Genomic DNA, 18366 nt, shown 5'->3' on the forward strand with positions numbered 1-18366 from the left:
TCCCCATCGCGCGGGTGGACGGATCACCGGCCGCCTAAACGGCCTCAGCCCCGTCCTGTGTACGGGCCCTGTACACAGGACGCCTCAGCCACCGCACAAGCACGGTCAAGGGTGAGCCGCCAGGCGAGCCCTTGGGCCGGGTTGCGTTAAACAGAGCGTGTCGCGCAGTCGGCGCAGGTGCCGAAGACCTCGACAGTGTGCGTGATGTTCACGAACCCGTGCTCGGCGCCGATCGCTTCGGCCCAGCGCTCCACGGCGGGACCCTCGACCTCGACCGTCCGGCCGCAGTCGCGGCAGACGAGATGGTGGTGGTGCTCCTCGGTGCGGCAGGCCCGGTACACGGCTTCGCCCTCGTCGGTGCGCAGCACGTCGACCTCACCGGAGTCGCTGAGCGCCTGGAGCGCCCGGTAGACCGTGGTGAGGCCGATTTTGGAACCGTCCGCGCGCAGGTCGGCGTAGATGTCCTGCGCGCTGCGGAAACCGTCGCAGCCTGCCAGCATCTCCCGCACCGCGTCCCGGCGCGCCGTCGTCATCCCCTCAGCACCTCCGCTTCGGCGTCCACTCCGGGCCGTACGGCGGGGATCCTCCCCCCTGCCGCAGCAGCCCGTGCACGTCTGCGCCGCACCAGTGTCCCCCCGGCGACGGCGACGACGAACAGGACCAGCGCGAGCAGCACGATCGAGGGTCCCGGGGGAAGATCGTACTGGAAGGAGCCCGCCAGTCCCGATACGGCCGACAGTACACCGACTCCCATCGCCAGCAGCATCGTGCTCCGGAAACCGCGCGTCAGCTGCTGCGCCGCCGCGACCGGCACGATCATCAGCGCGCTGACCAGCAGCAGCCCGATCGCGCGCATCGCGATCACGACGGTGACCGCCGCCGTGACGGCGATCAGCACGCTGAGGAACCGGACGGGCAGTCCCGCGGCCCGCGCAACCTCCTCGTCCTGGCACAGCAGGAACAGCTCGCGTCCGAACAGCGCGACGATCCCGAGCACCACGACGGCCAGTCCCACCACGACGTACAGGTCGCCGACCGCCACGCTGCTGATCGAGCCGAACAGGTAGGACTGCAGGCTCGTCCCGCCGCCCTGGGCGTTGGTCAGCAGCACACCGCCCGCGAGCCCGCCGTAGAACAGCAGCGCCAGCGCGACGTCGGCGCCGCTGCGGCTGCGTTCCCGCAGCACCTCGATGGTCACCGCGCCCAGCACCGACACCACCAGCGCTCCGAGGACGGGCGAGGTGCTGGTCAGCAGCCCGATCCCGATCCCGGTCAGCGCGATGTGGCCGATGCCGTCGCCGAGCAGCGACAGCCTGCGCTGCACGATGAACGTGCCCACGGCCGGGGCGGTCAGCCCGATCAGCACCGCCATGAGCAGCGCGATCCGCATGAAGTCGTACTGCAGCATCTCGATCATGCCGTGTTCCCCGTTCGGTCCGCGGTGTGCCTGCCATGCCCGTGCGGGGGGCTCATGCCGTCTTTCTCGCGGTCGCGTCGAGCGCGGTCTCGCGGACGATCCGGCCGTGCTCCAGCTCGACGGTGCGGGTGATGAGCGGCTCCATCGGGCCGAGCTCGTGCGCCACGAGGACCACGGTGCGGCCTGACCCGGCCAGCTCGCGCAGCGTCTCGGCGAGCGCCGCCTGGCTGCCGACGTCCACGCCCGCGGTCGGCTCGTCCATGACGAACACGTCGGGCTCGCCGGCCAGCGCGCGGGCGATCAGCACCCGCTGCTGCTGGCCGCCCGACAGCAGGTGCGCCGAGTCGCGGGCCAGGCCCGTGAGGCCGGTCGCCTCCAGCGCGCGGTCGACGGCGGCACGGTCGGCGGAGGAGGTGGGCCGCCAGCGGGACTGCCGGGCGACGCGCCCCGACGCGACGACCTCCCGGACGGTGGCGGGGACGCCGCCGCCCATCGGCAGCCGCTGCGGTACGTACCCGATCCGCTCCCAGCCGCGGAATCGGGCGGGTGGCGCCCCGTAGATCTCGGTGCTGCCCGCGGCGAGTGGTATCAGCCCCAGCAGCGCTTTGACCAGCGTGGACTTTCCGGCGCCGTTCGGACCCAGCACGGCGAGCACGTCGCCGGAGTCGACCCGCAGGTCGACACCCGCGAGCACCGCGCGGCTGTCCCGTCGGACGAGACCGGCCGTCATCGCGAACGGTGGTGCGGATGTCGTCATGAGCACTCCAGCGCGGGGCGCAGGGTCCCCAGGTTCTTCTGCATGATCGTCAGGTAGTTGTCCGACGAGCCGTCCGCGACGCCCTCCACCGGATCCAGGACGGCCGTCTTCACCCCGGCTTCCCGCGCGAGGGTCTGCCCGATCTTGGGGCTGACCAGCGTCTCGGTGAAGACCGTCGTCGCGCCCGCCGACCTGATCTGCCCGGTCAGCTCCGCCAGACGTTTGGGCGAGGGCTCGTTGGTCGGGTCCACGCCGGCGATGGAGACCTGCTGGAGGCCGTAGCGTTCGGACAGGTAGCCGAAGGCGGCGTGTGCGGTGACGATCGACTTGTGCTTGCAGGTCTTCAGGCCGTCCCGGAACTGTTGGTCGAGTGCGGTCAGCTTGGCCGTGACGGCCTGGGCGCGCTCCTTGTACGCGGAGGCGTGCGCGGAGTCCGCGGCGCCGAGCCTGTCGCCGAGCGCGGTGGCGATGGTGGCCATGCGGCTCGGGTCCAGCCAGACGTGCGGATCGTACTCAACATCGGCGTGCCCCTGGTCGCCCTCGTGCTCCTCCTCGCCCTCGGCGGGCGGCGGGAGCGTCTTCACCACGCTCGCGGCGTCCAGCGACTTGTCTTTCGCGTGCTTGGCGACGGCCTCGTCAACGGCCGGCTGGACGCCCTTGACGTAGACGGCGAAGTCGGCTTTCCCCACGTCGGCGATCTGCCGGGGCGTCAGCTCCAGGTCGTGCGGCTCGGACCCGGGCTTGGTGAGCGTGCGGACCGTGGCGTCGTTGCCGCCGATCTCCCGCGCCAGCCAGGCGACCGGGTAGAAGGACGCGACGACCTCCGCCTTGCCGGAGCCGTCGGCGTCGGCGCCGCCGCAGGCGGTCAGTCCGGTGAGACCGATGAGACCCGCGACGGCGAGTGCGGCGGTCGTGGTGGACAGCGGGCGTGGAGCGGTATTCCGGGAGGTCAGCACACACTAATTATGGATGAAGATGAAAATGATTGTCAAAACCGGCCAATGCCTCGGGCCAGGGCAAACCCGGCTAGAGCCGCCAGAGCCACCATGCGCAACACCCGTCCCGGGACTTCCAGCGCGGGCCAGTTGAGGTAGGCGAACCAGCCCAGCGCGACCGCGAGCACCAGCAGCCCGGCGGCCGCCACCCAGCCGGTCCCGACCATGCCGATCGCCAGCAGGACGAACACCACCGCCAGCAGCAGGCCGCGTGGCATCCGGTGCAGGTAGACCACCGGCGCGGCGCTCCAGCGCTCGACCGCCGCCCGCACCCCCGACGCCGTGCCCGACGCCGTGCCCGACGCCTTGCTTGATGCCGTACCGGATCTCCTGCGCGATGCCGGCGGCCCCGGCCGCTCGCCTCGTGTGCTCACGCGCCCAAGGTACTGCCAGGATGGACCGATGATCGCGATAACCCGGTACCGCGTGCCTGGTGAGGACGCCGACGGCTTCGCCGCACGCATGACGGCGGTGCTCGGGACGCTGTCGGCGAGCCCCGGCTTCCGCTCCGGACGGCTCGCCAGGACGGTGGACGACCCGAGCCTCTGGGCGCTCGTCACCGAGTGGGACGGCGCGGGCTATTACCGGCGCGCCCTCGGCACCTACGAGGTGCGCCTGGAGTTCATTCCGCTCGCCGCGCTGGCGGTGGACGAGCCCGGCGCGTACGAGATCGTCAGCTCCGCCTGAGCGGCGCCCCGGGTGGGTGACCGGCGCCCCGGCGTACGGTCCTCGACCCCTGCCCCGGTCCCTGCCGGTGTGTCTCTGCCCGCGCCCCTGCCGGTGTCCGGTGCGTCCGGATCCGGCCCGTCCGGGACCGGCCGGTCCAGATAAGGGCAACCGCCGGGCAAGAAGCGGCCGGGCCCGGTTTCGCCCTACCCGTCCATGGTCATCTTTGCCGCATCACGATCATGCCGTGCCGCGGGGACAGGATCGCCGGCCGGCCGGGGGAGTCTTCGGGGGAGATGTGATGCGCCATGCCGTGCTGCTCGGCGGAGTCTTCGGGGTGGCGGCCATCGCTCCCCTCGTCGCCTGCCTCTGGCCGGCCGCCGCGGGGGCCCCGGCAGACGAGGCCGCCGCGCTGAGCCGTGCCGCCGAGGCGGACTCCGGCCGGGCCCGGGTCGTCCAGTACCGGGGGGTGCGCGTGCCCGTCCCGGCGGGCTGGACGGTCCACCGGCTCGACCGCGACCCGTCCCGCTGCGTCCGCTACGACCGGCAGGCCGTCTACCTCGGCCGTCCCGGGCCGCAGCCTGACTGCCCGGCCCGTCTGGTCGGCCGCACCGAGGCCGTTCACGTCGCGCCCCTGGGCGGCGGTAGGGCCTCCCGGACGGTCGTGAAAGGCGACAAACTCGCCTCGGTCACGGTCCGGCCGACCACGGGCCATGAGACACGGCTCACGCTGCCCGAGGCCGGTGTCAGCATCACCGGCGTGTACGGGACGGACCCGGCGCGGCTTCAGCGGATCCTCAGGGGAGCCCGGCTGACCTCGGCGTGGCCCGAGGAGCCTGGCCGGCCCGGCCAGCCCGCGTCTCCGGACCGTCGGCCCACCCGGCGAGGGGCGGGGCCGGGCCCGACAGACGAGCCGACAGACGGGCCTTCCCTCAACCTGCCGTCGCTCATCGGCCCGCCCGTCGACACGCCGGATGCCCCCGACGGCGTGGAGGAGACCGAAGGGGCGTGGGTCTCCGGCAAGGGCTTCGACACCTGCACGGCGCCCGCGCTCGCCTCGATGAGGGCGTGGCGGCCCTCGTTCAAGGTCACCAACATCTACATCGGCGGCGCGGCGCGCGGTTGCGCGCAGCCCAACCTGACCAGGGGCTGGGTGAGGGAGGTGCGCCAGATGGGCTACCGCATCACGCCCACCTACGTCGGCCTCCAGGCACCTTGCGGCCACCGACGGCAGCGCTTCACCGCCAGGAACGCCGCCTCCGAAGGCGGTAAGGCCGCCGTGGACGCCGCCCGCCGGGCCGCAAGGCTCGGGATCCCGCGGTACAGGCCGATCTACTTCGACATGGAGGCCTACGGCGGTAAGAACGCCTCCTGTAGGAAGGCCGTGCTGAGGTTCGTCGACGCGTGGGTCCGCGGGCTGAGAGAACAGGAATACAAGCCGTGCCTGTACAGCAGCGCCCAATCCGGCATCCGCGACGTGGGCCGGGCGGACGGGTACAGCAAGCCCGGGTGCATCTGGTTCGCCAACTGGGATGGCAGGGCGCGCGTCTACGGTGACCCGCACCTGCCGGACGACTGGTGGCCCCCACACCGGCGGATCAAGCAGTACCGCGGAGGGCACAAGGAGCGGCACGGCGGCGTGACGCTCAACATCGACAGCAACATCGCCGACGGCAGCGTCTACTGACCCGGCACGGTGCCCTAAGCTGGGGAATGCCTGGGGGGCGCCGGCGATGACCGCGCCCCACGGCGGCATCATGGCGCCGAACTGCCGTGATGCGTCATCACCGGGGATCGCATTCGCCGCCGCGCGCCGCTTTCGCGGGGACCGGAGGCGCACTCACTGTCCCGCCGACCGCCAGCCGGATGGAGAAGATTCATGGCACGCCGTTCCGATGTGCTCGACACGATCGTCAACCTCGCCAAGCGCCGGGGCCTGGTCTACCCGTCGAGCGAGATCTATGGCGGGCTCCGCGCCTCCTGGGACTACGGCCCGCTCGGAGTCGAGCTGAAGAACAACGTCAAGCGCCAGTGGTGGAAGTCCATGGTGCAGGGCCGCGACGACGTGGTCGGACTCGACTCGTGCGTGATCCTCGCGCGTGAGGTCTGGGAGGCCAGCGGCCACGTCCAGGCCTTCGTCGACCCGCTGACCGAGTGCCAGTCGTGCCACAAGCGCTTCCGGGCCGACCACCTGGCGGAGGCGTACGAGGAGAAGCACGGCCGCCCGCCGGCGAACGGGCTCGCTGACATCTCCTGTCCCAACTGCGGCGTCAAGGGCTCCTTCACCGAGCCGAAGATGTTCAACGGCCTGCTCAAGACCTACCTCGGCCCCGTCGAGGACGAGTCGGGGCTGGCCTACCTGCGCCCCGAGACGGCGCAGGGCATCTTCATCAACTACCTGAACGTCCAGCAGTCCGCGCGCCGCAAGGTGCCGTTCGGCATCGGGCAGGTCGGCAAGTCGTTCCGCAACGAGATCACGCCCGGCAACTTCATCTTCCGGACCCGCGAGTTCGAGCAGATGGAGATGGAGTTCTTCGTCAAGCCCGGCAGCGACGAGGAATGGCACCAGTACTGGATCGACGAGCGCCTCCAGTGGTACGTCGACCTCGGCATCCGCAAGGAGAACCTGCGGCTGTACGAGCACCCCGCCGACAAGCTGTCCCACTACTCCAAGCGCACCGTCGACGTGGAGTACCGCTTCGACTTCGTCGGCACCGAATGGGGCGAGCTGGAGGGCGTCGCCAACCGTACCGACTTCGACCTGACGACCCACTCCAAGGCGTCCGGCACCGATCTGTCGTTCTTCGACCAGGAGTCGGGGGAGCGGTTCACCCCGTACGTGATCGAACCGGCCGCCGGCGTCGACCGCTGCACCCTCACGTTCATGATGGACGCCTACGCCGAGGACGAGGCGCCCAACGCCAAGGGCAAGCTGGAGAAGCGCACCGTCATGCGGCTGGACCGGCGCCTCGCCCCGGTCAAGGTCGCGGTGCTGCCGCTGTCGCGCAACGCCGACCTGTCCCCGAAGGCCCGCGACCTGGCCGCCCGGCTGCGCCGCAACTGGAACGTCGACTTCGACGACGCCGGGGCCATCGGCCGCCGCTACCGCCGCCAGGACGAGATCGGCACCCCGTTCTGCGTCACGGTCGACTTCGACACCCTGGAGGACGACGCGGTGACCGTCCGGGAGCGCGACTCGATGAGCCAGGAGCGCATCTCGATCGGCCAGGTCGAGTCCTTCCTGGCGGCTCAGCTCGTCGGCTGCTGACCGCACCCCGCGCCTGTGGCAGGCCGTCCCCGAGGGGGGCGGCCCGCCTTTTCCTTGACGCGCGGCGCTTTGCGCGTAGGTTGGCCGGACGGGCACCCTCGCTCCAGCGAGGGTGAACCCGGACAGCGACGATCAGTGACGATCACCGACGGGAGGGCTCCGCGTGGTTGACCTGCGCGCCCCGGACCGTCCGACGGTGCCCGCCGGGCGGCTGGCCCGGTTGCTGGTCGTCGCATTCGGGCTGGTCGGCTTCATGGTCACGCCCGCCGCCACGACCGCCTCGGCGGCGACGGCGAGCGCGGGGATCGGCGTACGGGCGGGGACGGCCCAGAACGCGCCCGTCCGGGGTCGGGTGTCGAGCCCGCGACCGGATCCCCGCCTCGAAACGGCCGCCGGCGTGGTCGCCGCGGCTCGCCAGATCACGGGAACGCCCGCGCAGGTCCCGCAGGCGGCGCTGCCAGAGTCTGGCAGTCCGATTCGGCCGCCGGCCGGGCGGATCGTCCGTCCGGTCATGGCCCCCGCACCGCCCGTCGTCGCGCCGCGGGCCGTGCCACGCGGGCGCGCCCCGCCCCTTTCCACACGGATCTGACGTTCCTGTTCGCGGTGCCGCGCGCCCGGAGGCGGCGGCGCCGGATTCCGTGTGGAGGTCCTCCCTTTGTCTCGCGCCAACGTGGTGCGGGCGGTACTGGCATTCGCCGTGCTCGCCGCATCGCTGTACTTCGCCCTGTCCAAACCCGCCCGCCTCGGCCTCGACCTGCGCGGCGGCACCCAGATCGTCCTGGAAACGCAGGATTCGCCCACCGTGAAGGCCGGCAGGCAGTCCACCGACCGCGCACGGGAGGTGCTGTACCGCCGCGTCGACGCGCTGGGCGTCGCCGAATCGTCGATCACCCGGTCCGGCGACCGCCGCCTGATCCTCGAACTGCCCGACGTTCAGGATCCGGCCCGCGCCGCCGCGGTGATCGACAAGACAGCCCAGCTCACCGCCCACCCCGTCACCGCTTCCGGCGGCGCTTCCCGCAGCGTTTCTGGCAGCACCTCCGGCGGAGGTCGAACCGTCGCAGAACGGACGGTTCCGGACGAGTCCGGCCGCCCGATCACGATCGGCCCGGCCGCGCTCACCGGAGACGGCGTCGGCTCCGCGTCCGCCTCCTACGACCCGCAGGGCCTCGGCGGCTGGGCCGTCGATATCCGGTTCCGGGGCGACGGCGGCAAGATCTGGGAGCGGCTCACCGCCAAGGCGGCCTGCGCCACCGGGAACGAGCGGCGCATCGCGATCGTCCTGGACGGCGAAGTGATCTCTTCGCCGCAGGTCACCACCGGTGTGGCCTGCGGGATCGGCATCACCGGCGGGTCCACGCAGATCACCGGGGACTTCGGGCCGCAGGAGGCCAAGGACCTCGCCGCGCTGGTGGAGGGCGGTTCCCTGCCGGTACCGGTGAAGATCATCGAGCAGCGGGTGGTGGGGCCGACGCTCGGCGACGCCGCGATCGACGCGAGCGCGCGGGCCGCGGTCATCGGCGTGCTGCTGACCGGGCTGTTCATCGTCGCCGTGTACCGGCTCGTCGGCCTGCTGGCCACGGTGGCGCTCGCCGGCTACGCCCTCATCTCCTACGCCGCGCTCGTCGTGGTCGGTGCGACGCTGACCCTGCCCGGTCTCGCCGGATTCGTGCTGGCCGTCGGAATGGCGATCGATGCGAACGTGCTGGCCTTCGAACGTGCCCGGGAGGAACGCGCCGCAGCACCGGGACGCGGCCCGCGGGCGGCCCTGTCGACCGGGTTCACGAAGGCGTGGTCGGCCATCGCGGACTCCGCCGTCACGACGCTGCTGGCGGGCGGGCTGCTGTTCTTCCTGGCCTCCGGGCCCGTGCGGGGCTTCGGCGTCACGCTGACCATCGGCGTCCTCGCCTCCCTCGTGTCCGCGATGCTGCTCAGCCGCGTCCTCACCGACGCCGCCCTCGCGCGGATGCCCGGGCTGGGCCGATCGAGGGCGGGCGGGCTCGGAACGTCCGGCCGGATCCGCCGATGGCTGGAGGAACGCGAGCCCGACCTGATGAGACGACGCCGGCTCTGGCTCGGCGTCTCGGCCCTCGCGGTCATCCTCGCCGTGGCGGGGATCTTCTCGCGCGGCCTCGACTACGGCGTGGAGTTCACCGGCGGACGGCTCGTCGAGTACTCCACGACCCGTCCGGTGGACATCGACGCCGCCCGCTCCGCCGTCGCCGACGCCGGGTTCCCGCGCGCCGTCGTCCAGACATCGGGCGAGGACGGCATCTCCGTCCGCACGTCCGACCTGGACAACGCCGAGGAGAAGCGTGTCCACGACGCGCTCGCGGCCAAGGGCGGCGGCGCGGTGAAGCAGCGCGACGAGCTGATCGGCCCGAGTCTCGGCAGCGAGCTGCGCGCCAAGGCGCTGATCGCGCTCGGCGTGGCCCTCGCCGTGCAGCTCGCCTACCTCACGATCAGGTTCCGGTGGACGTTCGGCGCCGGCGCCGTCCTCGCCATGTTCCACGACGTGCTCGTCGTCACCGGAGTCTTCGCGTGGCTGGACAAGCCGATCGACGGGGTCTTCCTCGCCGCGCTGCTCACCGTCATCGGCTATTCGGTGAACGACTCGGTCGTGGTGTTCGACCGGATCCGGGAGCTGTGGGGCGCGCGGCCCGGGACGCCGTTCGGGCGGATCGCGAACCTCGGCGCGCTCCAGACCGTCCCGCGCACCGTCAACACCGGGATGGGCGCGGTGTTCATCCTCGCGGCGCTGGCGGTGCTCGGCGGCGACTCGCTCACCGACTTCGCCATCGCCCTTCTCGTCGGCATCGGCGTCGGGACGTACTCCAGCGTCTTCACCGCGACCCCTCTGGCGATCGTCTTCGAGCGCTTCTCCAAGGCCCCGCCGCCGGTTCCGAAACCGGTGACGCGGCAGGGACGCCGGGCACCGGGGGATTCCGGCGCGGTCGTCTAGGACGATCAACCGGGCCGGCCGGCGGGCCGGCCCGGTGTCAGCGGGGCAGGATCGAGCGCCGCATGGGCGCCTTCACGCTCTCGCCGAGGCAGGCGATCTTCCGGAGGCCGTCGTTCCAGTCGTCCTTGAGCGGATAGATGAAGGAGTACTCCTCGGGGCCCCGACGCCCCTTGAAGATCGTCCGTTCGCTCCTGGCACAGAAGGCGTCGCCCTTCTTCTCGATCGCCTTCCGCCCCGGGAACGGGCCGGCGGGCAGGGCGTGGACGGCGAACACCTGCACCCAGTGCGGTGTGGTGCAGGCGACCCTGCGCTGGACCGCGGAGTCGTTGTCCCACTTCCCGAAGCAGTCGCCGACGGCGATCTCCGCGAGGGTGCGGGTGCTGTCGTCGACCGTCGCGGAAAGCGGCGTGGTGAGCGAGCCGGGGCCCGTGTAGCGCAGGATGCACACGACCTCCCGGTCCCCGGCGCGCCAGGCACTGCCGTCGGGCTGGAGGGAGTAGAGATCCAGGTCGTCGGAGTGGCGGCTCTTGCGCACCCAGGCGAGCCGCTCCTGACACACCTCGGTGGCCTGGAGGATCGTCTCCCGCTCACCAGGGTACGGTCCGTCCGCGAGCCGGCTCTTGGCGGCGACCTCGCCGTCATGCGGACGGGCGCACGGCAGCGCCGTGACCAGGCGGTCGCTGGTGTCCCCGCTGAACCCGGTGAAGCAGTCCCCGACCCGCAGTGTCGCGATGAACACCTTGCCGCTGCCACGGATGTGACCCGCCTCGTCACGGTCCGCCGAGAACAGCGAGCCGATGGCCAGGGCCAGGCCGAGCACCCAGATCACCACCCACAGCGCGCAGGCGGCGAGGCCACCGAACGCCAGGCCCTTGCCCGTCTCCCCACGCCGCGCGATCTGTACCAGCGCCGCGATGCCGAACCCGATCGCGAGCGGCACCAGCCCGAGGAGCCCGATGACCAGCGTGACGATCGCGAGCCTGTTCGTCCGCGGGATCAGGTCCGGCGGGTGCCCGTCCACGGCGAAGTGCGTTTCGGCGAAGCGGGGGGACGGTGGGGGCGGTGGCCCATCAGGAGCGGGAGGGGCGGGTACGGGCGCTTGCGGTAGGACCCAGCCGGGTGCGGGCTCGGGGTTCTCCGGGAGGTCGTCGGTCGTCATCCCGGCGTCACCGACCGGTGCAGGAGGCCCTTCTTCGCCGTGACGACGCAGACGGCCTTGTGCGTCCCCTCGTCCCACACCTGCGAGTTCGGGGGCACGAACCCTCCGAGGAGCTCGACCGGCGGAGGGTTCGTCCGAAACGCCGCCAGCATGAGCCTGCGGCAGCCGGCGCCGGCCATGCGCTCGACCGGCACCTCACCGGGATAGGGGCCGGCGGGCAGCCTGTGGACGGCCAGCACCTCGTGCCGGTGGGGCTCGAAACACGCGACCGTCGGGGCGAGGGCCACGAACCCTCTCCAATCGGAGATGCAGTCGCCCGGCCGTAGTTCCGCCAACGTCCGCAGGCTCGGGTCCAGGGTGGTCTCCAGCGGCGCCCTGAGCGGCTCCGGACCGGTGTAGCGCAGGAGACACCGTACGTCCCGCTTCCCGTTCTGCCACGACTCCCGGTCGGGCTCGCTGGTGTACCCCGTGAAAGATCCGGGCAGGCGGGTCTTCTCGAACCTCTTGTGCCACCCCTTGCACGCCTCGGTGGCATCGAAGATCATCTTCTGTGCGCCGGGGTAGGGCCCGTCCGGCAGCCGCTTCTGTTCGACGAGCTCGCCGTCATGGGGACGCGAGCAGGGCAGCGCCATGACCTTGGCGTGCGGCGCCGTCTCCCTGAACCCGACGAAGCAGTCGCCCACGTGCAGTGACGTCACCGGGATCATGCCGCTTCCGGTGATCCGTCCCGAGCCGTCCCGCTCGGGGCCGGAGGAGGAGCCCACGGTCACGGACACGGCCGCGCAGGTCAGCGCCAGGATGGTGATCCCGCTGAGCGCGGCGACCACCACGGGCCGGTTCAGCCGGCGCCCGGGGGAGTCGTCCACGATCGGCGGAGCGGGGATGGCGGACGGGGCCTGTGCGTCGGGCGGAACCCAACCCGGAGGCCCGGAAAGGCCGGATGGCGACGTCTGACCAGGGCGACGATCGCGAGTGTGGTCGTCCGGCGCGGCACCGGCGCGTGAGGCCCGCCCGGCGGCGGGTACCAGGCCGTCTGCCCGTGCGGGGGTGGGGTGCGGCTCCTCCGGGAAGTGGTCGGAATCCGGTGGTGTGGTCACCTCGGGGACGCTATTGAGGGCTTCCGACAAAAGCCGCAAGTTTCGCAAAGTTTGTAGTCAAGTTGTGATCATGGACCGTGACAGCCCTGGCCGGGTTCCGTGGCCGGGGTGTCCCGGCCACGGGCCCTGCACCGCCGGCTATGCCAGCGGCGGCTGGTGCTCGTCGCTCTCCGCCCTGATCACCTGCATGACCGCGTTGATCAGCGCGAGGTGGGTGAACGCCTGCGGGAAGTTGCCGAGGTGCCGGCCGGTGTGCGGGTCGATCTCCTCGGCGTACAGCTGCAGCGGGCTCGCATACGACAGCAGCTTCTCGCACAGTGCCCGCGCCCGCTCGAGCTCACCGATCATCACCAGGGTGCTGACCAGCCAGAACGAGCAGATCGTGAAGGTGCCCTCCTCCGACTCGAAGCCGTCGTCGGTCTCGGTCGCCCGGTACCGCAGGACGAGGTCGTCCTCCGACAACTCGTCGGCGATGGCGAGGACGGTCTCGCGCACCCGCTTGTCGTCGGCGGGCAGGAAGCCGAGCAGCGGGATCAGCAGCGCCGACGCGTCCAGGGTCGTCGCCCCGTAGTGCGCGGTGAACACGCCCCGCTCGTCCAGCGCGTTGGCCAGCACATCGGCGTGGATCTCATCGGCCGCGGCCTGCCAGCGCAGCGCCCGGTCCTGGTCGCCGCGGACGCGGGCGAGGCGCGCGCCGCGCTCGGCCGCCACCCAACAGAAGATCTTGGACGAGGTGAAGTGCTGCGGCTCCCCGCGCACCTCCCACATGCCGCAGTCGGGCGTCCGCCAGTTGGCGAGGGCGTCCTCGACCTGCTTGACGACGATCTTCCAGAGCCGGTCGTCGAGCCGGTCCCGCTTGCGCACGAACAGGTAGATGGAGCCGATGATCGCGCCCCACACGTCGTGCTGGGCCTGCATGTACGCCTCGTTGCCGATGCGCACGGGACGGGCGTTGTCGTAGCCGGACAGGTGCTCCAGCGTGGACTCGGGCAGCTCCTCCCGCCCGTCCAGCCCGTACATGATCTGCAGCTTGCCCTCGGCGGCCTCGGCCACGTCGGTGATGAAGTAGAAGAAGTCGTTGGCCTCCCAGTCGTAGCCGAGGGTGTAGAAGGCCCAAAGCGCCATCGTGGAGTCGCGGATCCAGGTGTAGCGGTAGTCCCAGTTCCGGTCGCCGCCCGGCGTCTCCGGCAGCGAGGTCGTCGCCGCGGCGGCCACCGCACCGGACGGCGCGAACGTCAACCCCTTCAGGGTCAGCGCGCTGCGTTGCAGGTGGCTGCGCCACGGATGGTCGGGGAACCGGCCGCGGTCCAGCCAGTGCTGCCAATGGTGGACGGTCCAGACGAGCCGCTCCTGCGCCTCCTCGTAGCTGGACGGCGCCTCGTGCTCGCTCCACGACAGCGCGACGAAGCGCGCCTCGCCCTGCTTCAGCAACGTCCTCGACGTCGCCAGCGACCCCTCGAAGCCCACGTTCATGTCGGTGCTGAGGCGCAGCCCGATGCCGTTCCCGCGCGCGACGGCCTCGTGGTACCCGGCGCCGGTGTGCTCCCAGCGGGCCGGTGTCTGGCCGTAGTCGAACACCGGCATGCAGTCGAGCCTGACCTGGACCTGCCCGTTCACGCACCGGACCATCCGGAGTAGGACGTGGTCGGCGTCGTAGTCGGTGGGCGCCCTGCGATGGGTGTGGGACCGTTCGGTCTCGTGGTGCCAGGGCCCCATGAGCAGCGCGTCGGTGACCACGAGCCAGCCGCCGTGCACCCACCAGGTGGTCTCCATCACCATCGTGCCCGGGATGTAGCGCTGCGCGGCCGGCACCTCCACGCCCGCCGGGCCGACCCGGAAGTAGCCGGCGTCCCGGTCCAAGATCGAACCGAACACGCTGGGCGAGTCCATCCTGGGCAGGCACATCCACTCGATGTTGCCGCTGGGGGCGACCAGCGCGGTCGTCTCGCAATCGGACAGGAATCCGAAATCGGCGATGGGGGCGAACGGATCTCCCGCCCGGCCGCCGGCGACCTTCGGCCTCACAACCTCACCTCCCTGAACCATCATTCCCTCTCTCGCTCGATGGGTACGTCACGGCGGGCGGAGTGTCCCCGCCCGCCCGTCCCGCCCTTCCGCCACCTGAGGACGGCGGACTGGATTAGACCACTATCCCGGCTCTGAGCTGCGCAGATGCCGTCTCGGCGACGGGGCGCCGAGCAAGTCCCGACTTCGCGGGTACAGTCCGGGCAAACAGGGCAGCGAACCCGCCGCCGCCTGGGAGAACGCGACGCCGCGCGTTCCCGACGGTACGGGTTCGGCACTGTCGCTGGGTGGAACCGGAGCGAGAAGGAGCTCCCCGTGGCGAAGTTCGTGTACGACTTCACTGAGGGAAACAAGGACCTCAAGGATCTGCTGGGCGGCAAAGGCGCCAACCTGGCCGAGATGACCAACCTCGGCCTGCCCGTGCCTCCCGGGTTCACGATCACCGCGGAGGCGTGCCGGCACTATCTCGAGCACGGGAACCCGCCCGAGGGCCTGGCGGAGGAGGTGGACCGGCACCTCGCCGCGCTGGAGGCGGCGATGGGCAAGCGGCTCGGGCAGAGCGATGACCCGCTGCTGGTCAGCGTCCGCTCCGGCGCCAAGTTCAGCATGCCCGGGATGATGGAGACCGTCCTCAACGTGGGGCTGAACGACGAGTCCGTGCACGGCCTCGCCGCGCAGTCGGGCGACGAGCGGTTCGCGTGGGACTCCTATCGGCGGCTGATCCAGATGTTCGGCAAGACCGTCCTGGACATCGACGGCGACCTGTTCGAGGACGCCGTCGAGGCCGCCAAGGACGCGCTCGGCACCAAGGACGACGCGGACCTGCGCGCCGAGGACTACCGGGACCTCGTCGAGCGGTTCAAGGCCATCGTCCGCGAGCGGGCGGGACGGGAGTTCCCGTCCGACCCGCGCGAGCAGATGGATCTCGCCGTCCGGGCCGTCTTCGAGTCCTGGAACGCCCCCCGCGCCATCCTGTACCGCAGGCAGGAGCGCATCCCCGTCGACCTCGGCACCGCCGTGAACATCTGCTCGATGGTCTTCGGCAACCTCGGCATGGACTCGGGGACGGGCGTCGCCTTCACCCGCGACCCCGCGTCCGGGCAGCAGGGCATCTACGGCGACTACCTGCAGAACGCGCAGGGCGAGGACGTCGTCGCCGGCATCCGCAACACGGTGCCGCTGATCGAGCTGGAGCGGATCGACAAGGGCTCCTACGACCGGCTCCTTGAGATCATGGAGACGCTGGAGAACCACTACCGCGACATGTGCGACATCGAGTTCACGATCGAGCGCGGCAAGCTGTGGATGCTCCAGACCCGGGTCGGCAAGCGGACGGCCGCCGCCGCGTTCCGCATCGCCTGCCAGCTCCACGACCAGGGGCTCATCGACGCCGACGAGGCGACCCGCCGCGTCACCGGCGACCAGCTCGCCCAGCTCATGTTCCCGCGCTTCGCGGCCGGCGACCAGAGTACGGACGCCGAAGCCGCCGGCGAGGGCGTCAGGAAGCTCACCAAGGGCATGAACGCCTCGCCGGGCGCGGCGGTCGGGAAGGTTGTGTTCACCACCAAGCGGGCCGTGGAACTGGCCGCGCAGGGCGAGGACGTCATCCTCGTCCGCCGCGAGACCAACCCCGACGACCTCGCCGGGATGGTCGCGGCCAAGGGCGTCCTGACGTCGCGCGGCGGCAAGACCTCGCACGCCGCCGTCGTCGCCCGCGGCATGGGCAAGACGTGCGTGTGCGGCGCGGAGGAACTGGAGGTGGACGTCAAGGGCGGGCAGTTCACCGCCCCCGGCGGTGTCACCGTGAACGAGGGCGACGTCATCTCCATCGACGGCTCGTCCGGCGACGTCTACCTCGGCGAGGTACCCGTCGAGGACTCGCCCGTCGTCCGGTACTTCGAGGGCGAGCTGGCCGCCGGCGACGGCGACGAGCTGGTCACGGCCGTCCACCGGGTCATGGCGCACGCGGACGCGCGCGCCGCGCTGAACGTCCGCGCCAACGCCGACAACCCCGAGGACGCCGCGCGGGCCCGCCGCTTCGGCGCCGCCGGAATCGGGCTGTGCCGTACCGAACACATGTTCCTCGGCGACCGGCGCCGCCTCGTCGAGGAGCTCATCCTGGCCGAGGACGGCGACCAGCGGCAGGCCGCGCTGGACGCCCTCGAACCGTTCCAGAAGCAGGACTTCGAGGGCATCTTCGAGGCCATGGACGGGCTGCCGGTCACGATCCGGCTCATCGACCCGCCGCTGCACGAGTTCCTCCCCGACATCACCGAGCTGTCGGTCAAGGTGGCCCGTGCCGGCGACGGCGCGGACCCGCAGGACCGGAGACTGCTCGACGCAGTCACCCGACTGCACGAGCAGAACCCTATGTTGGGACTGCGGGGCGTGCGGCTCGGTTTGGTGATTCCCGGACTGTTCGCGATGCAGGTTCGAGCGATCGCCGAGGCGGCCGCGGCGCGGCGCCGGGCGGGCGGCGACCCGCGTCCGGAGATCATGATCCCGCTCGTGGGCGCAGTCCAGGAACTGGAGGCCGTCCGCGACGAGGCTCGCGACATCCTGGACGAGGTCAAGCGGGCCACCGGGGTGGACGTGCCCGCGCTGATCGGCACCATGATCGAGCTGCCGCGGGCGGCGCTGACCGCCGGGCAGATCGCCGAGGCCGCCGAGTTCTTCTCCTTCGGGACGAACGATCTCACCCAGACCACCTGGGGCTTCTCCCGCGACGACGTCGAGGCCGCGTTCTTCTCCCGCTACCTGGAGCTCGGAATCTTCGGCGTGTCCCCGTTCGAGACCCTCGACCGGGACGGCGTCGGGCGGCTCGTCCGCATCGCCGCCGAGGAGGGCCGCAAGGCCAGGCCCGGCATCAAGCTCGGCATCTGCGGCGAGCATGGCGGCGATCCGGACTCGGTGCACTTCTGCCACGAGGTGGGCCTGGACTACGTGTCCTGCTCCCCGTTCCGCATCCCGGTGGCCCGTCTGGAGGCCGGCCGCGCCGCGATCGAGGCGGCCGGCGCGGCGAACGGGGCCGCAGGGGGAAGCGACAGCCGCTGAACGCCTGGTCCCCGCCACGAGGAGTGCAGAAAGTGGCGGGGACAACACGCCAGACTTGTGAACTTCGCGCGCGCGCCGGACCATCTAAGTAACGTGGCCAAGGCGATGACGGTGGAAGTGGAGTTGCCGGACCTGGAACCGGACGAAAAGGACGAACGCCCGCGTGTACGGGGTCGCGGGCGCGGCCGGCGCGAGCGGCATAGACGCTCGCTCTGGTTCACGATCCCGGTGAGCATTCTCACCGGCCTGATCGCGATAGCGGTACTGACACCGCTGACCGTCGGGGCACGGATCTGGCACCAGGCCCGGCAGGACGAGCGACCCCGGTCGGACGCGATCATCGTGCTCGGCGCCGCCCAGTACAACGGCGTCCCGTCCCCGACGCTGCAGTGGCGGCTCCAGCACGCGCTGGACCTCTACCGCGCCGGGGTGGCACCCGCGATCGTCACCGTGGGAGGCAAGGCCCCCGGCGACAACTTCACCGAGGCCGAGTCCGGCCGCCGGTGGCTGGTGCAGAGGGGCGGGGTGCCGGCCGCGAAGGTCGTCGCGGTGCCGGTCGGCCGCGACACGCTGGAGAGCTTCGAGGCGGTCGGCAAGGAGTTCCGGCGGCTGCACTGGTCGTCCGGTGTGATCGTCACCGATCCGTGGCACGGCCTGCGCTCCAAGCGGATGGCCGAGGCCAACGGCATCAAGGCCGCCGCCTCGCCGACCCGCAGCGGCCCGAGCGTGCAGACCCGTGACACGCAGTTCCACTACATCGTCCGAGAGACGGGCGGTTACCTCTCATACGTCCTGCTGGGCAAGAGCGTGAAGACGCCCAGCGAGACGATCAAGATCATCCATGGTGACCCGGCGAAGAGCGGCACGCCGACCGGCCCGACCGGTGCGCCTACCGGGACGCCCCATCCGTGACGCGAACACCTTTCTCGAAGGTCATCTCAACGTCACCGTGGGCGCCTATTCTGG

Annotated in this window: 15 protein-coding genes; 7 read left to right on the top strand and 8 right to left on the bottom strand. The window is 71.3% G+C overall.

Annotated features, from left to right (window positions below; translation table 11 throughout):
* Positions 1-146 precede the first annotated feature (146 nt).
* From AMA02S_RS24920 to AMA02S_RS42135, 5 genes are read right to left on the bottom strand one after another with little or no spacing between them, the layout of a single operon-like run.
* Complete coding sequence (locus tag AMA02S_RS24920) at positions 147-533, bottom strand: Fur family transcriptional regulator (RefSeq protein ID WP_067461806.1); 387 nt, start codon at positions 531-533, stop codon at positions 147-149.
* A complete protein-coding gene (locus AMA02S_RS24925; RefSeq protein ID WP_067461807.1) occupies positions 530-1417 on the bottom strand; it encodes a metal ABC transporter permease in 888 nt (295 codons plus the stop codon). Before AMA02S_RS24925 ends, AMA02S_RS24920 begins: the two co-directional genes overlap by 4 nt.
* A 52-nt stretch (positions 1418-1469) precedes the next feature.
* On the bottom strand, positions 1470-2174 hold the full coding sequence (locus AMA02S_RS24930) for a metal ABC transporter ATP-binding protein (protein WP_084265557.1): 705 nt from the start codon (positions 2172-2174) through the stop codon (positions 1470-1472).
* The gene (locus tag AMA02S_RS24935) at positions 2171-3130 is read right to left on the bottom strand and encodes a metal ABC transporter substrate-binding protein (RefSeq protein WP_084265558.1); all 960 of its coding nucleotides are present in this window, start codon (positions 3128-3130) and stop codon (positions 2171-2173) included. Before AMA02S_RS24935 ends, AMA02S_RS24930 begins: the two co-directional genes overlap by 4 nt.
* Before the next feature lie 32 nt (positions 3131-3162).
* Positions 3163-3543, bottom strand: a complete 381-nt coding sequence (locus tag AMA02S_RS42135; RefSeq protein ID WP_157430821.1) for a DUF6703 family protein — start codon at positions 3541-3543, stop codon at positions 3163-3165.
* A gap of 28 nt (positions 3544-3571) precedes the next feature.
* Here AMA02S_RS42135 and AMA02S_RS24945 point away from each other — a divergent pair, with 28 nt between their 5' ends.
* The 5 genes from AMA02S_RS24945 to secD all read left to right on the top strand — a co-directional run bounded on the left by AMA02S_RS24945 (position 3572) and on the right by secD (position 10065).
* Positions 3572-3856, top strand: a complete 285-nt coding sequence (locus AMA02S_RS24945; protein ID WP_067461809.1) for an antibiotic biosynthesis monooxygenase family protein — start codon at positions 3572-3574, stop codon at positions 3854-3856.
* 280 nt (positions 3857-4136) lie between these two features.
* Positions 4137-5522: a glycoside hydrolase domain-containing protein gene (locus tag AMA02S_RS24950; RefSeq protein WP_157430822.1), complete on the top strand. Its 1386-nt coding sequence runs from the start codon at positions 4137-4139 to the stop codon at positions 5520-5522.
* A 192-nt stretch (positions 5523-5714) separates the two neighbouring features.
* The gene (locus AMA02S_RS24955) at positions 5715-7103 is read left to right on the top strand and encodes a glycine--tRNA ligase (RefSeq protein WP_067461811.1); all 1389 of its coding nucleotides are present in this window, start codon (positions 5715-5717) and stop codon (positions 7101-7103) included.
* 163 nt (positions 7104-7266) lie between these two features.
* Positions 7267-7692: a hypothetical protein gene (locus AMA02S_RS24960; protein WP_067461812.1), complete on the top strand. Its 426-nt coding sequence runs from the start codon at positions 7267-7269 to the stop codon at positions 7690-7692.
* Positions 7693-7758: 66 nt separating this feature from the next.
* Positions 7759-10065 carry a protein translocase subunit SecD gene (secD, locus tag AMA02S_RS24965; RefSeq protein WP_067462064.1) on the top strand — a complete coding sequence of 769 codons (2307 nt, stop codon included), beginning with the start codon at positions 7759-7761 and terminating at the stop codon, positions 10063-10065.
* Between the two features lie 37 nt (positions 10066-10102).
* Here the strand turns inward: secD and AMA02S_RS24970 are convergent, their stop codons facing one another.
* The 3 genes from AMA02S_RS24970 to AMA02S_RS24980 form a co-directional block, all read right to left on the bottom strand.
* A complete protein-coding gene (locus AMA02S_RS24970) occupies positions 10103-11224 on the bottom strand; it encodes a DUF4190 domain-containing protein (RefSeq protein ID WP_084265559.1) in 1122 nt (373 codons plus the stop codon).
* On the bottom strand, positions 11221-12321 hold the full coding sequence (locus AMA02S_RS24975) for a septum formation family protein (protein ID WP_157430823.1): 1101 nt from the start codon (positions 12319-12321) through the stop codon (positions 11221-11223). Before AMA02S_RS24975 ends, AMA02S_RS24970 begins: the two co-directional genes overlap by 4 nt.
* A 138-nt stretch (positions 12322-12459) precedes the next feature.
* Positions 12460-14346: a glycoside hydrolase family 15 protein gene (locus AMA02S_RS24980; protein WP_245667811.1), complete on the bottom strand. Its 1887-nt coding sequence runs from the start codon at positions 14344-14346 to the stop codon at positions 12460-12462.
* A 315-nt stretch (positions 14347-14661) separates the two neighbouring features.
* Here AMA02S_RS24980 and ppdK point away from each other — a divergent pair, with 315 nt between their 5' ends.
* Positions 14662-17400, top strand: a complete 2739-nt coding sequence (gene ppdK, locus AMA02S_RS24985) for a pyruvate, phosphate dikinase (protein WP_067461815.1) — start codon at positions 14662-14664, stop codon at positions 17398-17400.
* Between the two features lie 105 nt (positions 17401-17505).
* Entirely contained in the window at positions 17506-18312 is an 807-nt protein-coding gene (locus AMA02S_RS24990; protein WP_067462071.1) for a YdcF family protein, read from the top strand.
* Positions 18313-18366 lie beyond the last annotated feature (54 nt).

The sequence above is a fragment of the Actinomadura macra NBRC 14102 genome (assembly GCF_001552215.1).
Classification (GTDB): Bacteria; Actinomycetota; Actinomycetes; order Streptosporangiales; family Streptosporangiaceae; genus Spirillospora; species Spirillospora macra.